Origin of the sequence: Agrobacterium vitis, assembly GCF_013426735.1 — a bacterium.
Taxonomy (GTDB): Bacteria; Pseudomonadota; Alphaproteobacteria; order Rhizobiales; family Rhizobiaceae; genus Allorhizobium; species Allorhizobium vitis_D.
Genome location: NZ_AP023278.1, coordinates 17,765 through 37,952 on the forward strand (window position 1 = coordinate 17,765; position 20,188 = coordinate 37,952).

21 protein-coding genes are annotated in these 20,188 nt (G+C 56.2%); 7 read left to right on the forward strand and 14 right to left on the reverse strand.

Annotated elements, in window-relative coordinates:
• Positions 1-7 precede the first annotated feature (7 nt).
• The 3 genes from H1Y61_RS26515 to H1Y61_RS26525 all read right to left on the reverse strand — a co-directional run bounded on the left by H1Y61_RS26515 (position 8) and on the right by H1Y61_RS26525 (position 1,451).
• The gene (locus H1Y61_RS26515) at positions 8-685 is read right to left on the reverse strand and encodes a hypothetical protein (RefSeq protein WP_071201939.1); all 678 of its coding nucleotides are present in this window, start codon (positions 683-685) and stop codon (positions 8-10) included.
• A gap of 96 nt (positions 686-781) precedes the next feature.
• The gene (locus H1Y61_RS26520) at positions 782-1,009 is read right to left on the reverse strand and encodes a hypothetical protein (protein ID WP_071201940.1); all 228 of its coding nucleotides are present in this window, start codon (positions 1,007-1,009) and stop codon (positions 782-784) included.
• 106 nt (positions 1,010-1,115) lie between these two features.
• Entirely contained in the window at positions 1,116-1,451 is a 336-nt protein-coding gene (locus tag H1Y61_RS26525) for a hypothetical protein (RefSeq protein ID WP_143051740.1), read from the reverse strand.
• Between the two features lie 302 nt (positions 1,452-1,753).
• Here H1Y61_RS26525 and traA point away from each other — a divergent pair, with 302 nt between their 5' ends.
• The 3 genes from traA to H1Y61_RS26540 are packed head-to-tail and all read left to right on the forward strand — an operon-like array spanning position 1,754 to position 6,565.
• Complete coding sequence (gene traA, locus H1Y61_RS26530) at positions 1,754-5,422, forward strand: Ti-type conjugative transfer relaxase TraA (RefSeq protein ID WP_071201942.1); 3,669 nt, start codon at positions 1,754-1,756, stop codon at positions 5,420-5,422.
• A gap of 11 nt (positions 5,423-5,433) precedes the next feature.
• Complete coding sequence (locus H1Y61_RS26535) at positions 5,434-6,174, forward strand: DUF6118 family protein (RefSeq protein WP_180575712.1); 741 nt, start codon at positions 5,434-5,436, stop codon at positions 6,172-6,174.
• A gap of 13 nt (positions 6,175-6,187) precedes the next feature.
• Complete coding sequence (locus H1Y61_RS26540) at positions 6,188-6,565, forward strand: hypothetical protein (protein ID WP_180575713.1); 378 nt, start codon at positions 6,188-6,190, stop codon at positions 6,563-6,565.
• A 219-nt stretch (positions 6,566-6,784) separates the two neighbouring features.
• On the opposite strand, the gene H1Y61_RS26545 is transcribed toward H1Y61_RS26540, so the two are convergent.
• From H1Y61_RS26545 to H1Y61_RS26560, 4 genes are all read right to left on the reverse strand, one after another.
• Positions 6,785-8,134, reverse strand: coding sequence for an adenylate/guanylate cyclase domain-containing protein (locus H1Y61_RS26545; RefSeq protein WP_071201944.1), 1,350 nt, complete (start codon positions 8,132-8,134; stop codon positions 6,785-6,787).
• Positions 8,135-8,219: 85 nt separating this feature from the next.
• A complete protein-coding gene (locus tag H1Y61_RS26550) occupies positions 8,220-8,504 on the reverse strand; it encodes a copper-binding protein (protein WP_071201945.1) in 285 nt (94 codons plus the stop codon).
• Between the two features lie 21 nt (positions 8,505-8,525).
• Complete coding sequence (locus H1Y61_RS26555) at positions 8,526-9,005, reverse strand: cupredoxin domain-containing protein (protein WP_071201889.1); 480 nt, start codon at positions 9,003-9,005, stop codon at positions 8,526-8,528.
• 150 nt (positions 9,006-9,155) lie between these two features.
• Positions 9,156-9,425 (reverse strand): hypothetical protein, encoded by a 270-nt coding sequence (locus tag H1Y61_RS26560; protein ID WP_071201893.1) that lies wholly within the window; start codon positions 9,423-9,425, stop codon positions 9,156-9,158.
• Positions 9,426-9,616: 191 nt separating this feature from the next.
• Between H1Y61_RS26560 and H1Y61_RS26565 the strand changes: the two genes are divergently transcribed.
• Together H1Y61_RS26565 and H1Y61_RS26570 are read left to right on the forward strand one after the other, a co-directional pair.
• Positions 9,617-10,294 (forward strand): response regulator, encoded by a 678-nt coding sequence (locus H1Y61_RS26565; protein WP_071201890.1) that lies wholly within the window; start codon positions 9,617-9,619, stop codon positions 10,292-10,294.
• A complete protein-coding gene (locus H1Y61_RS26570; protein ID WP_071201891.1) occupies positions 10,281-11,654 on the forward strand; it encodes a sensor histidine kinase in 1,374 nt (457 codons plus the stop codon). Before H1Y61_RS26565 ends, H1Y61_RS26570 begins: the two co-directional genes overlap by 14 nt.
• A gap of 116 nt (positions 11,655-11,770) precedes the next feature.
• Here H1Y61_RS26570 and H1Y61_RS26575 read toward each other — a convergent pair whose 3' ends face one another.
• From H1Y61_RS26575 to H1Y61_RS26600, 6 genes are all read right to left on the reverse strand, one after another.
• The gene (locus tag H1Y61_RS26575; RefSeq protein WP_071201892.1) at positions 11,771-12,055 is read right to left on the reverse strand and encodes a copper-binding protein; all 285 of its coding nucleotides are present in this window, start codon (positions 12,053-12,055) and stop codon (positions 11,771-11,773) included.
• Positions 12,056-12,076: 21 nt separating this feature from the next.
• Positions 12,077-12,556, reverse strand: a complete 480-nt coding sequence (locus tag H1Y61_RS26580; protein WP_180575714.1) for a cupredoxin domain-containing protein — start codon at positions 12,554-12,556, stop codon at positions 12,077-12,079.
• 32 nt (positions 12,557-12,588) lie between these two features.
• Positions 12,589-13,938, reverse strand: a complete 1,350-nt coding sequence (locus H1Y61_RS26585; protein ID WP_071201894.1) for a multicopper oxidase family protein — start codon at positions 13,936-13,938, stop codon at positions 12,589-12,591.
• A gap of 13 nt (positions 13,939-13,951) precedes the next feature.
• Positions 13,952-15,412, reverse strand: coding sequence for a TolC family protein (locus H1Y61_RS26590; RefSeq protein ID WP_071201895.1), 1,461 nt, complete (start codon positions 15,410-15,412; stop codon positions 13,952-13,954).
• The gene (locus H1Y61_RS26595) at positions 15,409-15,636 is read right to left on the reverse strand and encodes a hypothetical protein (protein WP_081356304.1); all 228 of its coding nucleotides are present in this window, start codon (positions 15,634-15,636) and stop codon (positions 15,409-15,411) included. The genes H1Y61_RS26590 and H1Y61_RS26595 overlap by 4 nt, the downstream gene beginning before the upstream one ends.
• Before the next feature lie 91 nt (positions 15,637-15,727).
• Positions 15,728-16,114, reverse strand: coding sequence for a hypothetical protein (locus H1Y61_RS26600; protein ID WP_081356294.1), 387 nt, complete (start codon positions 16,112-16,114; stop codon positions 15,728-15,730).
• 634 nt (positions 16,115-16,748) lie between these two features.
• Here H1Y61_RS26600 and H1Y61_RS26605 point away from each other — a divergent pair.
• Positions 16,749-17,177 (forward strand): DUF305 domain-containing protein, encoded by a 429-nt coding sequence (locus H1Y61_RS26605; RefSeq protein ID WP_071201897.1) that lies wholly within the window; start codon positions 16,749-16,751, stop codon positions 17,175-17,177.
• A gap of 15 nt (positions 17,178-17,192) precedes the next feature.
• A complete protein-coding gene (locus tag H1Y61_RS26925) occupies positions 17,193-17,525 on the forward strand; it encodes a four-helix bundle copper-binding protein (RefSeq protein WP_081356296.1) in 333 nt (110 codons plus the stop codon).
• A gap of 100 nt (positions 17,526-17,625) precedes the next feature.
• Here H1Y61_RS26925 and H1Y61_RS26610 read toward each other — a convergent pair whose 3' ends face one another.
• Entirely contained in the window at positions 17,626-19,839 is a 2,214-nt protein-coding gene (locus H1Y61_RS26610) for a copper-transporting P-type ATPase (RefSeq protein WP_180575715.1), read from the reverse strand.
• Between the last annotated feature and the right edge of the window lie 349 nt (positions 19,840-20,188).

A 20,188-nucleotide genomic window follows, 5' to 3' on the forward strand; every position in this document is an offset into this window, starting at 1 on the left:
ACCATGGTCAGGGTTTTTTCCCGGAAGACAGACCAAATTCTATGAGTAGCCGGGCATAGCGGTTCCGGGAGTAGATCGTACCGCCGGGCTCCCCGCCTTCTTCCACACTCTGGTAGGTACCACCGTCAATGCCATCATTGCTCAAAAGTCCGGCCGAGAACAACGCGTCCGCGACTGCCTCATCGGGCTGCACCTTGGTGTCGATGAGGTCAGGGAGCACAACAAGATCTTCTACAAATGCGCGATCGACAATTTTACTCAATCGCAATCCTTCTTTCAGAGACATGTCTCCCCGCGCAGCGGCTGCCATCAGCCTCCCGACGATCACGGGCTTAGAGAGATCGTCCATGCGCTCAATAAGAAGGAGGATCGTTTCGCCAAAGCGATGCCCCTGATCCTGCTCCTCGATCTTCCGTACGAAGTCTTCCCTGGACGTAGGGTCGCTCTCTTTTGCAAAGCTAGCGAGAAAGGCAATAACCTTCCGTTGGAAGAGGAGGTCGCGAATAGCAGCTCCGCTACGTGCAATGTTCACCATCGTTCCGACGACTGGAACTCCATCCAAAGCGCCAGAACTGATCACGCTATCCAAGGCTAAGTCACCGATCGTTGCGCCAAGATCGGTCAGGTCGTTATGTTGCAGCGATTTGACCAGGTCATTAGAAATACGGTCGAGATCATTTTCCATAGCTTTCTCCATAGATGGCGGCCGCTGGGAGCAGTCCACTGATGATTTTTGTTGAAGCGTTGTCACCATCGATGAGAAGAGCGAGTGTCTCGGAGCTCATAGCGAAAACTTCCCTTCCGGATGTTCACCGCGATAGGCGAGGATTATGCTGCCACTGAGATCTCGCATTTCAATATGGGCGAGATTGGAATTGGCACGCAGAAGCCGTGCTGCCAGTTCGACAAGATCAGCGTCCGCCTCGTGGCTACAGATGACGGTGAGCTGTTCATCGCCATCGAGGATCTGGATTTCGGAGAGTGTTTCGGCAGGGCTGTTATCGTTCATCAATCGCCTCGCGTAGTGAGCAGCACGGGTGTTCATCCGTGCTGTCGCTTTGGCAACGTCCTTGCTGTTTCCCAAGTCCGGTATCGCAGCTTTGTCGTTGCCATGATCAGGCTTTTTGCCATTGGACGACGAAGGTTGCAAGACTGACGGCGAACACACCAGCCGTGAGCATCATGATTCCGAAGTTGAAGCGGCTCCGGGTTTCGACGCTGTCACGATGAGCGTTCACCAGCCATTCGAAACAGTGCATCACCAGATTTCCGACGAGAAGCGCCAGACATCCGGATATTCCAAAAGCGAGGCCCCATTCTTCCGCGACCTCGATAAGATAGCCGTGGCCCTTCGCTGCGAATGGACCGCCGATGAACGTCGCCAGTGCGGCGAGGCGTGCGAGATATGTCGGCCACATTGGCGTGGGTCGTTGGGGTAGGTCTGTTTTCATCCGATCGTCTCCGTGTTGCACCAGGCTATTGATCGCTGGCGTGTCTCAATGGGACTTCGAAAATCGATATCTCGTCAATAGCCAGCGAGCGAGATTCTTTACGTGTGTTCGAAAGCTCTTCTTCCGTCTTGAGTTAAACGCTTCTGCATATGGAGCTCTCCGGCTTTGATTTGGGCTTTCCACTTGCGCCACACCGAAAGCTTGAGGTAGCGTAGCGGACGAATGATAAGGGCGCATATACGGGTTGTTGCACAACCCAACGCCGCTTATGCGGAAGCTAACGCGAGAAAGGGGAAACAGTATTGGCCATCTTCTATTGCCAGATGTCTGTTATCTCCCGTTCGTCCGGCCGAAGCGCCGTTGCGGCGATCGCTTATCGTGCAGCCGAGAAGATCACCAACGAGCGCGACGGGCTGACGCATGATTATTCGAGGCGTGACGGCGTCAAGCATTCAGAGATTATATTGCCCGAAGGGGTGACTGCGGAATGGGCGCAGGATCGTTCGGCGTTGTGGAATGCAGCGGAGGCAGCAGAGAAACGCGTTGACGCGCGTGTCGCTCGAGAATTCGTGTTGGCGCTTCCGCATGAGCTCAATTCCGAAAAACGTCTGGAGCTGACGCGGGAGTTCGCGCAGGATCTGGCGGATCGTTATGGTGCTGCGGTAGATTTTGCGATCCATGCGCCGCATTCGGCGAGCGACGTTCGCAACCATCATGCACATGTGTTGATGACAACGAGGCAGGTGGACGAGCGGGGCTTTGGCGCGAAGACCTATATGGAGCTTGCCAATAAGGAGTTGCTGCCGCGCGACCTCCCGACGACGCAGATGCAGCTTGTCGATGTACGGCGTTCCTGGGAGCAAATGGCGAACCGGGAATTGGCGGAAGCTGGTCTGGATGTGCGGATCGATCATCGGTCGCATTCGGAACGAGGGATCGAGATCGAGCCGACAGAGCATATGGGCGTGCATGCGACACAGATGCAGCGCAAGGGTTTGTCGGTTTCGCGGTCGCGTCTGGATGAGGATGCAGCGAAGCGAAATGCCGATCTGATTCGGGAGAAGCCGGAACAGGTTCTGACGCTGATCAGTAATGAGAAGAGCGTGTTTGACCGGCACGACATTGCGCGGACACTGCATCGTTACATCGACGGCGACCCGCAGGAATTCCAGAATGCATTCGCGTCGGTGATGGCGTCAAAGTCTCTTGTGGAACTGCAGGGCGAGCGCGGCGATCCGGAGACTGGCGAGGTTTCGCTTGCGCGGTATTCGACGCGGGAAATGGTAGAGACGGAAGGGGCGATGGCCCGCAGCGCGGATATGTTGCAACGGGCGCGAAGCCATGACGTTGATCGTCATCATGTCGATCGCTCGCTTGAGAAGCAGGACAGAGCCATTCAGGCGGCCTTCGGCTATCATTCTTCACAGGCAGGGCCAGCGCCGGGACTATCTGACGAGCAGCGGCGTGCCATCGAGCATATCACCGGGCCGGAGCGGATCGCGGCTGTTGTCGGTTTCGCTGGCGCTGGAAAATCCACCATGCTGGATGCCGCGCGCGAGGCGTGGGAGGCTCAGGGTTATACGGTTCATGGCGCAGCACTTTCGGGCAAGGCGGCCGAAGGGCTTGAGGAGGCATCCGGCATCCAGAGTCGTACATTGGCGTCATGGGATATCAACTGGCAGAACGAGAAGCGGCAGCTGGGCCGCGGCGACGTGTTTGTCATCGATGAGGCCGGCATGGTGGGAAGCCGACAGCTCGCCCGGTTCATCGGAGAGGCGGAGCAGCGCGGTGCAAAGATCGTTCTTGTTGGCGACCATGAGCAGCTGCAGGCGATCGGGGCAGGCGCACCCTTCCGCGCCATCGCCGAGAAGATCGGCCATGCAGAACTTACCGACATTCGCCGTCAGCGCGAGGACTGGCAGCGGGAGGCTTCTGTTGCCTTCGCCACTCACAAGACCGCTGAAGGGTTGGCGGCGTACCGGGATAACGGGAACATTCACTTTGAGGCTGACCGGGATGAGACGCGAGCGGCGATCGTGCGCGACTATCTTGCCGATCGTGAGCAGCGTCCGGAGGGCAGCCGTGTCGCCATGGCGCATCGCCGCGTCGACGTGCGGGCGATCAATGATGGCATTCGAAGCGAGCTGCAGGATCGTGGCGAGTTGGCGCGTGCGCGCGCCGGTGACGGTGTTGGAGGTCAAAAAGCCATTGGCGAGCCGGAAAGCGCCAAAGCTTTCAGCTACCAGACCGATGACGGCAAGCGTGAGTTTGCCGAGGGCGACCGCATCGTATTCCTGCAGAATGATCGCGATCTTGGTGTCAAGAACGGCATGTTGGGGAAGGTAGCTGCCGTCGAGCCGACCGCAATACATGTCGAGCTCGACGGCAAAAGTGCCGAACCGGGCGTAGAAGCCGGTTTCGTCAGGATAGACACCAATACTTACCAAAGCTTTGATCACGGCTACGCGACGACGATTCATAAAAATCAGGGGGCGACGGTCGATCGCGCCTTCGTGCTGGCGTCCGGGACGATGGACCGGCACCTGACCTATGTCGCCATGACCCGCCATCGTGATGGTGCGCAGCTCTATGCGGCACAAGACGAGTTCGCTGGCCGAAATGCTGGCAAGCTGGTTGAGCATGGCGTTGCTCCTTACGAACACAAGGCCGGGAACCGGGACAGCTATTTCGTGACGTTGGAAAACGACCAGAGGCAACGTCACACCACATGGGGTGTCGGTCTTGAGCAGGCCATGAAAGAGGCCGCGCCGGAGATCGGTGCAAGGATCGGACTGGAACATGTCGGATCGGAGACGGTGCGGTTGCCAAATGGCCAGACAGCCGAGCGGAATTCATGGAAGGTGCAGGATGCCGGCGAGCTGGCCTATGCGCAGCTTGAAAGTCGTCTGTCGCGATCCGGGGCGAAGGAAACGACACTGGATTACACACGCGACTTTGCCGAGCGGCGCGACATTGCCGAGCAGTTCGGGGTTCGCAGCGAGATCGAACTTGCTCCTGCCCAAAAGCTGGGGCAGGAAAACTCTTCCCGTACGGCCCATCGTGTGCGGGAGGTTCAGGATCGGTCCATCAGCGAGCGTTCTGCTTACGAGGAGCGGACTGCCTCGCGGGCCGATCCTGATCCGAGGGGCGAGGGCATCACTCCCGACCAGCAGCCACAGCGCCGCAGCATGTTGTCAGGGCTGAAGCTCGGACGCGGCACGTCGGGAGAACCCAAACCTGCTCAAGAGAGAGTGGAGGGGGGCGAGGACCGCGCGCAGCCGAAAGCTTCCAAGCGCAGCATGTTTGCCGGTCTCAAGCTTAATGCCAATCGCAGCGCCTCCCAGGAGCGGGATGACGGACTGGAAAGCAGGAAGGCCGCACCCGAGCCTGATGCGCTGACTAACCGCATTCGTCAGCCGTCGGGATTTGAGCAACCAGTCGACCGCTTCGCTCGCGCCTGGACCGCGATGGACAAGATGGACGGCCAAGGCCTTCCGGTTCTGGAGAGCCAGAAAACCGAATTCCGGCAAGCCTGCCTTGGGCTTGATCAGCAGCGGTCAGGCATGTCCAGTTTGATGATCTCGGCCATGCAGTACGATCCGCAGGCCAGCCGCGCCATGAAGGAGCTTTCCGGCCGGGAGCGCGTCGGCGAGCTCGTTGCCGGCGTGGAAAGGGAAAAAGCCGCCCAGGCCGATCCAACCGTGCGCGCCGATAGGCTGATCCATCGCTGGCAGGAGTTGCAGGAAGAGCGTCAGGGCCTGCGTGGCTGGCAACACGATGAGGCGCGTGGCAATGTCGAGGGGCAGATGCGCCAGGTCACTGGTGCGATCGAGCGGGATCCACCGGTGGAATCCATCGTGCGCAGCCGCGCGCAAGAAATCGGCATCAAGCATGTCGGCCAAGGACAGAACATTGCCAACGCCATGGAGCAGCAGCTTTCGCGCGGGCGTAGTCAGGGGCTTGAACGATAGGAGCGGACGGAATGACGGACAGCAATGACGACCATGAGCAGCTGGAAGCCAGCGAGATCGATGAGGCCGCGGCGGCGTTCGAGGCCTTGCGCCGGGCGATCGAGAAGCTGGCTCGCGATACCGGCGGTGAAATGGTCGTCATCCGCAAGGGCGTGGAAGCCGCTTTCGAGCAGTTCGAGAAATTCCAGCAGCCCCTCGATTACAGCGAAGACCTTGGCCAGATCATGGAGAACCAGGTCGTGCTTGCCGAGCATCTGGCAGCGATCGAGAAATCGCCTGCTTTGAAAAACGGCCCAGAGCATTATGCTCGCATGTTCGACAGCGTTGCCGAGAGGATTTCGGCGAATGTCGGCCGGGTGATTGAGGACCGGGGCCGCATACTGCAGGGAGCATCATCCGATATCGAGGGTTACGTCAGAGGTGCCCGCCAACGCCGGCAACAGGACCGGTGGTTGCTTGGCGCTGCGATGGGGGGCATCATCATGGGCGCGGTCTTTCTGGCTCTCGGGCCGCGTCTATTGCCCGGATCGGTCGATGCCATCATTGCGGCCACCGTCATGAATGCCGATCGCTGGGAGGCGGGGATTTCGTTGATGCGATCGGGAAGCCCCGGGAGCTGGCGCAGCCTCATGGCGGCCAACGATCTCGTTCGGGAAAATCAGGAGGAGCTGACAGTATGCGTTGAAGCTGCCGCCAAGACAAAGAAGCAACAGCGCTGCACCATCACGGTCGAGCCCAGGTCGGAGCAGTAGTGGGAGGATCAAAATGAGTACCGAAGCGGGTGCGGCAGAGAGCCGGATATACGCGCTGGCCACGCAACACGGTATTGTCGCGGAGCGGCTACCTTTTGATGATTGGGCAGATCACGTTGCTCGCCTCTCGGATGCCGAAGTTCCGTCAGATCCGGTGGACGATCTGGTTGTCACCTTACGGCGAAAAGGCATTATCACCGACCGGGAGGCTACGGAGTTGCTCTCGGATTATTTCAGCGAGCGCAACGCCGCCAAATCCGGGTCAGGCGATCAGACGCGGCCAGTTCAGGAGAGGCTTGCCAAAACTCTTGCTATGGCGCGGGAGTTGGGTCCGTTCGCGCCGATCGATCACAAGAAGTTCACAGACGAACTTTGGGGCGAGGAAGACTGACCGCGTATCCAGGCCCATTCGGCAGAGCGGCCACCATTTCATGTCTCATTTCCAAGGCGATGAAAACCGTCGATCTGACTTAACCTCGATACAGACTGTGTTCGCTCTGGACTACGACTTCGATGTGTGCGGGTTCGATCAAGTACATCGATTAAGGAAGCCATGACGACGTCCGTGTGAATGTGATAGCCCTGGCAAAGTCCTCGTTGGTGGTGTGGTTTACATTTCAACGAGCGGTATTGTTGGACGCGACTGGAAAGAAGACCTTTTGAAATCGGTATGCATGTCCCCGGTTTCATAGCCTGCTGGCGATGCAAGATTGGGAGAGCGACGGATATAGGCAATGTTGACTGACGCCTTCCTTCCAGGGATACTGACGCTATTGGTGTAAACCCAATCATCGGCCCCAAACATACCCGGGACCTCTTCGATTATGCGGTCCGAGACTACGAGTGGCGATTTCAAAAGGCTGGCCAGAGACTCCAGGCGTTGAGCGACATTGACGGCGTCCCCGATCACGGTGAACTCGTCATGGAAGCCGCTTTCAATGACACCACCGAGAACGGTACCATAGTGAAGGCCGATCCCCGCGTTCAGACAGGGGCCGCCCCTGCCGATGTTGTCGTTGCGCCACTCGGCAAGCGCCGCAGTCAAAGACAACGCGCAGGCCAATGCCCGCTGCGCATCGTCTGGCTTCGGTTTCGGTTGCCCGAACACCGCCATCACGCCATCGCCGATGAACTTGTCAACCGTCCCGCCATAGGCGAACACAGTGCCGGCGACGATGTGCCGATATTCACCGAGGACGCGTGCGAGCTCGCGTGCGGGAGCGCTTTCCGCATATGACGTGAAATCGCGAATATCAACGAACATGATCGCCGCGTCACGCCGCTCGAGATCAAGGTTGGCACTGGCAGTCTGAAGATCGGCGACGACCGTAGGCGAGAAGAAGCGTGAGAGGTTCATACGCTTCTCCTCAATCCTCAATGCCTGTCTGACGGTGCGGTCGTGATCACGCGCCAACAGATAGACGGCCAGCGCAGTGAACGCAAAACTTATAGTTAGACCAAGGTCCTGGTTGAAGAAGTTCGTCAGCAGGGTTCCGGGCGTACTGGCGTGGTGACGCATTGCCATAAGGGCAAGCATAAGTACCCATGCCGACACTACGATTATCGAAAACGCGACGATCAACAAGCGATCAAGTTTTAGGGCCACATGGTTCAGGAGGATGAACGCCACGACCAGGCTTGATGTCGTAAGGTTGTGATCTTGGGTAATCGGATTTGCTAGAATGTGTTCATAGAGAACCACCACGACCAAGGCTGCATCAAGAATCACGAAAAGGGGGCCGAAATACTTTTTTTGGGGGAAATAAACCGCCGTCGCCACAGATGCCACACTGACAATCAGATAGACCGAATTGACGAGGACGTGCGTTGTAAAGCTGGCGAGGCCATCGCCGAACACGAGGTTGGCGAACAGGATGAAAAGCACCACGAACCGCAGAGACGCCGATCGTATTTCCCGGGTGGCAGCATTTTTGCCGAACGGTGTTGATTTCTGATTCATTGATCCATGCGGGCACGATCGAGATTCGTCGATCCTGAGAACGAGGTCGGACGGGCCGAGCGTGTGTAAGGCTCGGCCCGATTACTTATTTGATTTCCGTGACGGTCAGCTTGCCCTCGACGCGCTCTGCCACGAACTCGATTTTTGCGCCTTCCTTGAGCTTCCCGAGCATTGCATCGTCCTTGACACGGAACACCATGGTCATTGCCGGCATTTCCAGGTCCTTCAGTTCCTCGTGGATCAGAGTGACCTTTTTCGCCTTGGCATCGACCTTTTTGACCGTGCCCTTGGTAAATTCAGCAGCGAAAACCCCGGAAGCCACTGTGAGGGCAAGTACCGTCGCCGCGGCGAACTTGATAAATGAAGTCATGTCAATTTCTCCTTGCGTGGGTTACTTTGTGGCAACTGTCACGTCACCGTGCATCCCGGCGTCGTAGTGGCCAGGAACCAGGCAGGCGATCTTGAAGGTGCCGTCGTTGGTGAACTTCCAGATGATCTCGCCGGACTTTCCGGCAGCCAGGCGGATGGCATTAGGATCGTCATGTTCCATATCCGGGAACTTCTCCATCACGGCCTTGTGCTCCATAACCTTCTCTTCCTGATCGAGAACGAACTCGTGATCCAACTCGCCAGCGTTCTTAATCGCGAACACAACCGTCTGGCCCTTACGAACCTTGAAAGTGTTTGGCGTGAAAATCATCTTGCCGTCGGCTGTCTCTTTCATGGAGACACGGATGGTCTGGGTGGCCTCTGCCTTCTTGCCGGGTTCACCGACAGCCATAGCCGCGTCATGGCCTCCTTCATGGGTGCCGGAGGCCAGCGCGGGAACAGAGAAGAAAGCAGTAAGAACTGCTGCAAGTAAAATTTTCATGGAATTACCCTGATGTGTTGGGTTGGAGAGTGAGAAGTCGATATCGATTCGCACGTCCTTCATAAAGAGTAGCAATTCGCATTACGTTGTTCAGAAGCGTTGGACGTATTCGGGGTCTCGACCGTAATGCAAGCGTGGGATATCGAGTGTTTACCTGCGGTTACCCCTGAGAGATTCTGCTTTTGGGTCAATGATTGCCACAGTCCCATAGCGGCTGTTTGTACGCTCTATCTTGCCGCTTTCCAAAACGCGGACGCTGACATCAGGATTCGACATAGACGACGCTGTTTCCCCTGGTGTTCCATGTCCCTGCATAATACGGGTCATTGGTGAGGCCGCCTTATCCAGGGTAGTATAGGCGAACGCTGTCGGAGCGATGGCGAGCACAGCAGCTACAGAAATGATGATTTTTTTGATCATGACTAACATCCTTATTTTGAACTGCGACCTGCAGCAACAATAGGATAGAGCGTCTGCTTTTCAGTCACCTGTCTCGTGATATACAAATTTGTAATCAGTTCGCCAATAATCTGCCGTAAGAAAGCCCCAATCACATCGCGTTGACTGCAGGTGTAAGGCGCTGTGCTAAAAGAAAAAGATTGACGGGTGGCATGAAGATACTGGTCATCGAAGACGACCAAACGACGAGAAAATACCTTGTAAAGGGCTTAAGTTCCGCTGGGCATTCGATAGACTGCATTGGGGATGGTCGTGAGGGGCTCTCAGCAGGCTTGGACACGCGCTATGATATTCTAATTGTTGATCGAATGGTTCCCGGCCTCGACGGCTTAAACCTTGTCAAAAGTTTGCGTGCAGCATCAGTGCGTACCCCTGTCTTGTTTCTGACGGCAATGAGTGGCGTGGATGATAGGGTGGAGGGTCTTGAAGCCGGGGGTGACGATTACCTGGTTAAGCCGTTCGCGTTTTCGGAATTAGTCGCTCGTATAAACGCCCTCGTTCGGCGCCCCCCGATTGCCGCTGAGAAGACCAAGCTGAGGGTCGGCGACCTTGAAATGGATCTCGTCGCTAGGACTACTTCACGTGCCGGACAACTCATTGAACTATTGCCGCGAGAGTTTTCATTGCTTGAATTACTGATGAGGAACGAGGGACGAGTGCTCACGAAAACGATGTTTCTTGAAAAAATATGGAACTTCAATTTTGATCCTCAAAGCTCAGTCGTCGAGACGCACATCAGCCGGCTCCGGGCAAAAATAGATAAGCCTTTCAGCACATCACTTTTGCATACCGTCAAAAACACTGGATACACGTTGCATGCTCGCGGGTAGTTTTCTCAAGAGTACTGCCGTCAGGCTTGCTATTATCTACATTTCACTTTTTGTTTCTGCGTACCTGATTGCGAACATCGTAGCTTATCAAATGGTTGTCAAATTTTTGGACGACCGACTGAATTCTAACGTCATGGAACGGTATCGCGAGATCGCGTCAGCCTACGAAGCGCGCGGTCTGAACGGGGCCGTTCAAATGATTGAAAGTCATGGTCCCGCTGTTAGGGGTGAAGAGACTTTGTATACGTTGCGAGGTGCCACAGACGACCTTGTTGCCGGAAACGCCAAATTTTCGGATGTGCCAATAGGCCTTTCAACCTTTCGATTTAATAATCAACACGAAAGTGCACCTCACTACAAATTGTTCCGAGGACCGCTGGGAGAGTATGACCTGGTTGTCGGAATTAGCTACGGCGACACGGATCAACTTGCTCGAATCGTCCTGATAAGTTTTGGATGGGCAACCGCAATAATCTTGGGCGTTGGAATGACCGGAGCTTCGATTCTTGCTCATCGAACTCGTAGGCGCATTTTCGTTCTTTCTACCATTGCGCATGAAATCGGGCATGGCGACCTCTTTAAGCGCCTTCCGATTTCCCCTCGTATGGATGAAATTGATGTCCTTTCCACTGAAGTTAACGTCGCTTTGACAAGGCTTGAATCGAGCGTGATCACTTTGAAGCAGGTAACCACTGACGTTGCACATGACTTGAAAACGCCAATTGCGCGTACGTTTCTAATTCTCGAAGACTCCCTGCAATCAGATGTTCCTGGTGATATGAAGAACGGTATCGAAATCGCTCTTGTGGAACTGAAGTCTACGGCTGAAACATTTGACGCTGTTCTTCGAATTGCACAGATTGAGTCTCGCAGTCGAACTACCAATTTCAGGGTTTTCAATCTGAAATCATTGGTTCGCGATATTTATGAGGTTTACGAAGCTATAGCCGTGGATGCGGGTTACGACCTCACGCTTGCCAACAGCATTTCTGACGCTTGGATTGATGGCGATCCAGATTTGGTTAAACAGTTGTTGGCCAATTTGCTTGCTAACGCAATGCGCCACACCCCAGCTGGCTCTAAGATCGTTTTGTCGCTTTCCAACAACGACAATACCATTTATCTGAGCATTTCCGACAACGGTCCAGGAATTCCTCGTGAAGAACATGAGAGAGTTTTTGATCGCTTTTATAGGCTTGAGAAGAGTAGGACGACGGCCGGATCCGGATTGGGTCTCACGTTGGTCAAAGCCATTGTGGGTCTTCACGGAGCGAATATTAACCTGCTCGACAACGACCCCGGCCTGTCTGTTGTTGTGGGATTCCCCCAAGTGAAGACGGAAGCTCAGCAGGCGCATTAAAACCCACCAGATTTTTGCACGGAACGCTCGTAGACGCAGCAGAGTGGGTCAACCGAATTGACGATCACAAGGCGAATCTGATCGGGCCGAGCGTGTGGAAGGCTCGGCCCGATTACTTATTTGATTTCCGTGACGGTCAAGTTGCCCTCGACGCGCTCGGCCACAAACTCGATTTTTGCGCCTTCTTTGAGCTTCCCTAGCATTGCATCATCCTTGACACGGAACACCATGGTCATTGCCGGCATTTCCAGGTCCTTCAGTTCCTCGTGGATCAGGGTGACCTTTTTCGTCTTGGCATCGACCTTTTTGACCGTGCCCTTGGTAAATTCAGCAGCGAAAACCCCGGAAGCCACTGTAAGGGCAAGTACCGTCGCCGCGGCGAACTTGATAAATGAAGTCATGTCAATTTCTCCTTGCGTGGGTTACTTTGTGGCAACTGTCACGTCACCGTGCATCCCGGCGTCGTAGTGGCCAGGAACCAGGCAGGCGATCTTGAAGGTGCCGTCGTTGGTGAACTTCCAGATGATCTCGCCGGACTTTCCGGCAGCCAGGCGGATGGCATTAGGATCGTCATGTTCCATATCCGGGAACTTCTCCATCACGGCCTTGTGCTCCATAACCTTCTCTTCCTGATCGAGAACGAACTCGTGATCCAACTCGCCAGCGTTCTTAATCGCGAACACAACCGTCTGGCCCTTACGAACCTTGAAAGTGTTTGGCGTGAAAATCATCTTGCCGTCGGCTGTCTCTTTCATGGAGACACGGATGGTCTGGGTGGCCTCTGCCTTCTTGCCGGGTTCACCGACAGCCATAGCCGCGTCATGGCCTCCTTCATGGGTGCCGGAGGCCAGCGCGGAAGTGGCGAGCGCTCCCAGAAGCAGTGCGATCATTGCAGTTTTCATACTCTTGTCCTTTGGTTGGTTGGGAGACAGGATCAGCCGTGTTTCACTGGTTTTGGCGTGATCTGGGTTTTTGCGTCTTTGGCCTTGGTCGTATCGGGCAGTTCGCCAGTCCATTCCCAAGCCTGCGTACCAGGCGGATTTTCGTACCAGCCAGGATCGGTGTAATCGTCGGCCGCGATACCCTCGCGGACCTTCACGACGGAGAACATTCCGCCCATCTCGATGGGACCGTGCTTCCCCCATCCCGTCATCATCGGGACGGTGTTCTCCGGAATCTCCATCTCCATCTCGCCCATATCGGCCATGCCGGCTGTACCCATGGGCATGTATTCCGGACGGATTTTCCTGATTTTCTCCGTGACGGTTTTTTTATCGACACCGATGAACGTCGGGACATCATGCCCCATGGCATTCATCGTGTGGTGCGACTTGTGGCAATGGATCGCCCAGTCACCGAGGTATTTCGCGTCGAACTCGTAGGCACGCATCGCGCCGACGGGGATATCGATGCTGACCTCTGGCCAGCGTGCTTCGGGCCTGACCCATCCGCCATCCGTACAGGTGACCTCGAAGTCGTAACCGTGCATGTGGATCGGATGGTTGGTCATCGTCAGATTGCCAACACGGACGCGCACGCGGTCGTCCTTGGAAACGACGAGTGGACTGATCCCGGGGAAGATGCGGCTGTTCCAGGCCCAGAGGTTGAAGTCCGTCATTTCCATGATGCGCGGAACGTAAGTTCCGGGATCGATGTCATAGGCGCTCAGCAGAAACACGAAGTCTCTGTCCACTGGCATGAACTTCTCGTCCTTGGGGTGAATGACGAAAAACCCCATCATGCCCATCGCCATCTGGACCATCTCGTCCGAATGCGGGTGGTACATGAAGGTGCCGGACTTCACGAGGTCGAACTCGTAGACGAAGGTCTTGCCGACGGGGATGTGCGGTTGCGACAGGCCGCCGACGCCGTCCATGCCCGATGGAAGGATCATGCCGTGCCAGTGGACGGTCGTATGCTCCGGTAGTTTGTTGGTGACGAAGATGCGAACGCGGTCGCCTTCGACGGCTTCGATCGTCGGCCCAGGAGACTGGCCGTTGTAGCCCCAGAGATGCGCCGTCATCCCTTCGGCCATTTCTCGCTCGACGGGTTCGGCGACCAGGTGGAATTCCTTGACGCCGTTGTTCATGCGGTGTGGCAGGGTCCAGCCATTCAGCGTCACGACCGGGGTATAGTTTGGCCCTGACGACGGTCTGACTGGCGTCTGTGTTTCGGCGGTTTCCATGAGCGCCGCCTCCGGCAGCCCCATGTTTGAGGTCTTTGCCCATGCAGCGGTTGAAACGAGAGCCGCGCCAGCACCGAGCATCTGTCTTCTGTTAAACATTGTCTTGTCCTTTTCAGTGACCGCCGCCGCTTTCGGCGGCCGCTGCGACCTCGGTCTCACCCCCTGCTGCACCCGCACCGCCGCCATAGATGGCCGGTGCGAGATTGGCTTCGGCCAACCAGAAATCGCGTTTTGCATTGACGGCGAGGAGGATCGAATTGACCTTCTCCCGGCTGTCGGCGAGAAGTTCGAACGTGTTGGAAATCATGCCGTTGTAAGTGAGGAGGGATTCCTCCTCGATCTTGGTGCGCAACGGCACGACACTGTTGCGGTAGTGCCTGGCGATGTCGTAGTTCGACCGATAGGCCTGGTACGCGGACCTTGCTTCAGAACGTACGTTCACGGCCTTTTCCGCCAGCAGGTTTGCCGTCCGCATGTAGGCCAGTTCGCCCTTCCTCATCCGCGCTTTGCCGCTGTCGAAGATTGGGATCACAAATTCCAGTTCGACATTGCCGGTCGTCTCCTTCTTCTTTTCACCGTCTTCCAGTTCGCGTTCCGTCTCGAACCCGGATAGAATTTCAAGATCTGTGACGTAGCGTGTTGCTTCCGTCAGCTTGTAAGATCTTGCGGTGGTGTCGAGGTCGAGCTTGGCCATCTGCAAGTCGACCCGACGTTGTAAAGCCTCGGCTTCGATAAGGTCCCGCTTGATAAGTCCCTTGGGAAGCTGGGGCAGCCGATTGGGGATCTGGTAGTCGATATCCGAGCCCCAAAGACCCATGAGACGTGTCAGTTCTTCCTTTGCGAGGCGGGCTTCAAGCCTTGCCTTGGCGGTCTGGCCTGCCAGTTCGGCGTAAAACACATGCTCGCGGGCCTGACCGCCCTTCGCCATGGACCCGGTTTCACCAAGCTTCTTCGCCAGTTCCGAAGCCGCGTCCGCGGCAGCTTGTGCCTGGCTGAGCTGGGCAACCGTTTCCCATGAGGCGACGGCGGTGATCCATGCGCGACGGGTCTCCGCCGCCAACTGAAGTGTCCGGACGGCAGCAGCAAGCTGTGCCTTCTGGAACCCGGCGTCGGCGATTTCGACGTTCCGCTTGTGGGTCGCGAGTGCGAGGATGTTGGTGGCGATGACACCTTCGATGGCCTTGTAGGCTTCGAGACCGGGAGTGCCGATCCCCGTCAGGCCAATACCAACCGTCGGATTGACAAGCATCGTGGACTGCCAGGCATCCGCTGACGAGTCTCCAAGATCGGCGTAGGCGGCCTGAAGACCCTTATTGTTAAGGAGGGCTATCTGCACCGCCGTCTCGACATCGACGTTCTTTTTCGTGAGGAGCGTCTTCACCCGGCCTGAGACCAACTGGGCGTCCTGGCGGTTCTGCACCCAGACGGTGTCTTTTCCGGTCGCCTCGGCTGTCTTGTTCGCAACGTTGGAAAACCCCGCGGTTGCGGCAGAGTATTCCGTAGAGGATACGCATCCTCCGAGAACGAGCGGAATTGCGACGGTCGCAGCACATCTGAGAGTGAAAAAATTCATGATGCGTCTCCTTCGGGAGCTTGCGCATCATTCTGATTTCGCCATGGTTTTGGATCGACCGGGATGCGGTGCGTGTAGCCCGAAACAGGGCTGGAGTAAGTCACTGGACGAACGTCGGCCGGAGAGTCGGCAACTTCGCCCGAAGCGATGACTTCAGGAGGCAACGTGGCAGCGCAACCGCTCGCGAAAAGCGGTAAGGCAACCACCAGAATTTTGAGGTTCATGGTGTAATCCGAATAGGAGGTGTCAGCGGCGCGACGAGCCAATTATGCCCGCAGACGCACGTTCAGACCCGCAAGGGCGGGTTGAGCCTATTCAGATGTTCGGTGGGCGATGCAAAGGAACGAGTTCGCCAATGACGTCGCTGTCGTTCAGGTACGCATGGATCGACGAAACGACAGGGCCATTCCAAGTGTCTATGTTTGCTATGATCGCAATACTGACACAGAAGTCTTTGCAGCACTCCTGCTTTACGACTTTTGACGAATCCTCGTCCGCAGACACTTGATCGTGATGGTCGTGTTCGCTCATTTGAGCGTCGGCATGCTCCATGCTTTCCGACATGACTGTCGACGGATCGGATGCCTGACCGTGCATGGCTGCTGTGGCCGTGGACAGCGAGTATCCGGCCAGTGATACAACGATCACCAGTCTGATCAGAATCAGCAATTTCTTGCGTATGATTCGATACATCGAGCCCATTTTTCAACAGTTACCTTTAGGGGAACGAAATTTCAACAACTCAAATATGTCAGGAAATTCGCGTCGTATTTGTGGCGACGAACTTTCCTCTGGTTTAACGATAAGGGTTACAACGCTGGCAAGGTCAAGGGCGGTAGTCGAGCGAATTGAATTGTTGTCGTTGTCGGATAGTTCTTCACGGAACCGATGGCGAGTTTGGGCGTTTCCCAGTGTCATATACCGGGGCACCGTTGGCGCTTCACGCGCATGCCCGAGGGGAAACTCTTCGATGTTCGGTCGCAACATAATAGAGAGAATGTCTCGAGTTCTCGCGATACTTTTCATCCTGTCAAATAATTATGGAATGGCGCTGGCGGGTGGCGCATCTGCCGATCACTGCCCTTCAATTTCCTCATCGGCATCTAGCCACGATACTAAAGGTGCTGTTGGACACCCTTGTTGCCCCACCATGATTTGTTGCCCCATCTTAGTCTCGGTCGACGTGCTTGGCGCTCCGGATAAACGCAAGAATGCGGTGTTCGTTGCGGTCGACCAACCAGTCAGTTTGCTGTTTCTTCGTCCGGACTATCCCCCTCCAAAGCTCCTGAGCTGAGTTGCGAAGTGTACCAAAATTAATCCAATCAGGAGAACTGAAATGAAAACTATCGTACGAATCTCGCTTGCCGCTGCAGGCGCTCTTTCATTACTCGCCATTATGCCAGCCGCCTCTTTCGCGGAGATGGCCTATCCGGAAAAGTGCAAGTCCGAGATGGACATGTCAAAGATGAATATGATGTCCGGTGACATGGGCATGGGCGACATGATGACCGACTACCAGAAGGCATCGATGGAAGGCATGAAGTCGATGCACATGAACATGATGCAGGGCATGATGAAGAAAGACGCCGACGTTGCCTTCGTCTGCGGGATGATTGCCCATCACATGGGCGCGATCAGCATGTCCGAAGTTGAGCTGAAATATGGTGACAACGAATGGGCCAAGAAATCCGCGCAGAAGATCATCGACGCGCAGACCAAGGAAATCGCCGAGATGACTGGCTGGCTCGACAAGGAAGCAAAGTAGGAAGGAAGCACGACCATGCATCACCTTTCAGATGAAATGAACGTCTGCATCGACAATTGTCTCGCCTGCTATCGCGAGTGTTTATCGATGGCTATGGGGCACTGCCTGGAAATGGGCGGCGAACATACCGAGCCGAAGCATTTGAAGCTCATGATGGCGTGCGCGGAAATTTGCCGGACTTCGGCTCATTTCATGCTCCTGGGTTCAGAGCATCACAAGCACGTCTGTCGAGAATGCGCTGAGATTTGCGCTCAGTGCGCCGACGATTGTGAGCGCGTCGGGGACATGGAACCGTGTGTAGCGGCTTGCCGTCGCTGTGCGGACAGCTGCACAGAAATGGCGGCCTGAAAGTTGGGGGAGAGCATCCTCACTCATGCTCTCCCCCAATACGTAGTTTAGCAGGCGACAGCCTGCGACGCTGCTAGCAGCGTCCATTTTCGAACGCATCTCATATCCGCACGCTCCTTAATCTCAGGGCGTTGCCAATGACGCTCACCGACGAGAGTGCCATGGCGGCCGCTGCGATGATCGGCGATAGCAAAAGCCCGAACGTAGGGTACAGAACGCCTGCGGCAATCGGTACGCCAGCCGCGTTGTATATGAAGGCGAAAAACAGGTTTTGCCTGATATTGCTCATTGTCGCGTGGCTGAGTTCACGAGCCCGCACGATCCCCTGAAGGTCGCCCTTCAGCAGAGTGACGCTTGCGCTCTCGATCGCGACATCCGTGCCGGTTCCCATAGCAATTCCGACATCTGCGGCAGCCAGGGCAGGGGCGTCGTTCACCCCATCTCCGGCCATGGCGACGACCCGGCCTTCTTCACGCAAACGCTTGACGATCTTGCTTTTGTCTTCCGGGAGGATTTCGGCCTCGACCTCGGTGATGCCGAGCTTGCGTGCGACTGCGTCGGCTGTTGTCCTGTTATCGCCGGTCAACATGACGACCCGGACCCCTGCCTTGAGCAAGGCTTGGACTGCGTCCGGTGTCGTCGTCTTGATCGGGTCGGCAATTGCCAAAAGGCCTGCCACGTCGCCGTCTACGGCGACGAAGATGACAGTTGCGCCTTCCCCTCTCAGCGCCTCCGCCTGGCTGGTGAGAGAGGAGACATCGATACGGGCTTCTTCCATAATGCGGTGGCTGCCTATGATGAGCCTGCGTCCATCGACACGTCCAGTAACCCCTTTGCCAACCGGGCTATCGAAGTCTTCCGCGAGACCGAGAACCAGCTCCCGTTCTGTCGCCGCGTTGACAATGGCAGTTGCCAGTGGGTGCTCGCTTGCCCGTTCAAGTGTTGCCGCCAGGCGCAGCAGTTCGGTTTCCGTGAAACCGTTTATCGCGGCTATCGACGTTACCTTGGGTTTACCCTCTGTCAGGGTTCCGGTCTTGTCGACGACCAACGTGTCGACTTTCTCGAAACGCTCCAAAGCTTCGGCATTCTTGATCAGGACACCAAGACCCGCACCCCGACCGACGCCAACCATGATCGACATTGGGGTCGCAAGGCCCAACGCGCAGGGGCATGCGATGATGAGCACCGCGACTGCAGCGACAAGACCGTGCGCAAAGCGCGGTTCTGGACCCCATATCATCCATGCGGCGAATGCGACGATGGCAATCGCGATCACCACGGGGACAAACCAACCGGAAACTTGGTCAGCCAGGCGCTGGATGGGCGCTCGCGAGCGCTGGGCGTCCGCAACCATTCGGACGATCTGCGCCAGCATGGTGTCGCGGCCGACTTTTCCTGCCTCCATGAGGAAGCCACCGGTCTGGTTCATCGTGCCGCCTATCAGCTTTGCACCGACCTCCTTGGTGACGGGCATCGATTCACCTGTGATCATCGATTCATCTACCGAACTGCGACCATCGATAAGGTTGCCGTCGACCGGGACCTTTTCACCGGGGCGAACCCGAAGCCGATCCCCGACGACAACCATCTCAAGGTCAATGTCCTCGTCAACCCCATCGCGGACGCGGCGTGCCGTCTTAGGCGCAAGGTCAAGAAGTGCGCGGATGGCACCGCCCGTCTGTTCCCGGGCTTGCAACTCCAGGACTTGCCCCAGTAGTACCAGGACGGTGATGACGGCTGCAGCCTCGAAATAAATGGCGACTGAACCGTCTGTGGAGCGGAACGTCGCAGGAAACAGACCAGGTGCAAGGGTTGCAACAAGGCTGTAAGTCCATGCAACCCCGGTCCCCATGGCGATCAATGTGAACATGTTCAGGCGCATGGAGACGAGCGACTTCCATGCGCGCTCGAAGAATGGAAAGCCTGCCCATAGAACGACAGGTGTAGCAAGAACGAGCTGAATCCAATTCGAAGTCTTCGCACCAAGCACCATGTGGAGATTGGTGAGGTGGCCACCCATCTCCAGCAGGAGCACAGGCACGGCCAGAGTAAGCCCGATCCAGAAACGACGTCTCATGTCGAGATATTCGGCGCTGGGCCCGGTTTCTGCCGTGACCACTTCTGGTTCCAGCGTCATCCCGCAGATCGGACAGTTCCCAGGCCCTACCTGCTTCACCTGCGGATGCATAGGGCAAGTGTAAATTAGGCCGTCCTTCTGATCGGTCGCTGGACTTTTTGCGCCGACCAATGTGGCCTGAGGTTCGTGCCCGTCATGATGGTGGTGGTGACCATTATGGCCCTTTTGGTCGTCCATTGGATTAGCTCCTCGTTGGTCCGTCTTTGTCCGGGACGTTCTTCTTGGCCAGTCTAAGACTTTCGCAAGGAGACGCAGTAAAATTCTCGCCTACATGGTCGCCGTGCGTTGTTGCAGGCAACCGACGATCATCCCGCCTTTTCAGCGGAGGTGGTCAAACGTTGTATCGGGGAGGGTCGAGAGCAGGTGACGAAGTGAAGCCCGTGACGGACTGCTGAAGATCAAGGTTTTGCTGAGACCGAGAATCCAGGCGAAAATTAGCAGGGTTAGGAGCCGGAAGAATGACGTTGCAGAGGCTACATACGGTTTTGCAACAGGCCTTCTGTTCGATACCGTGGCGGCCACCTTG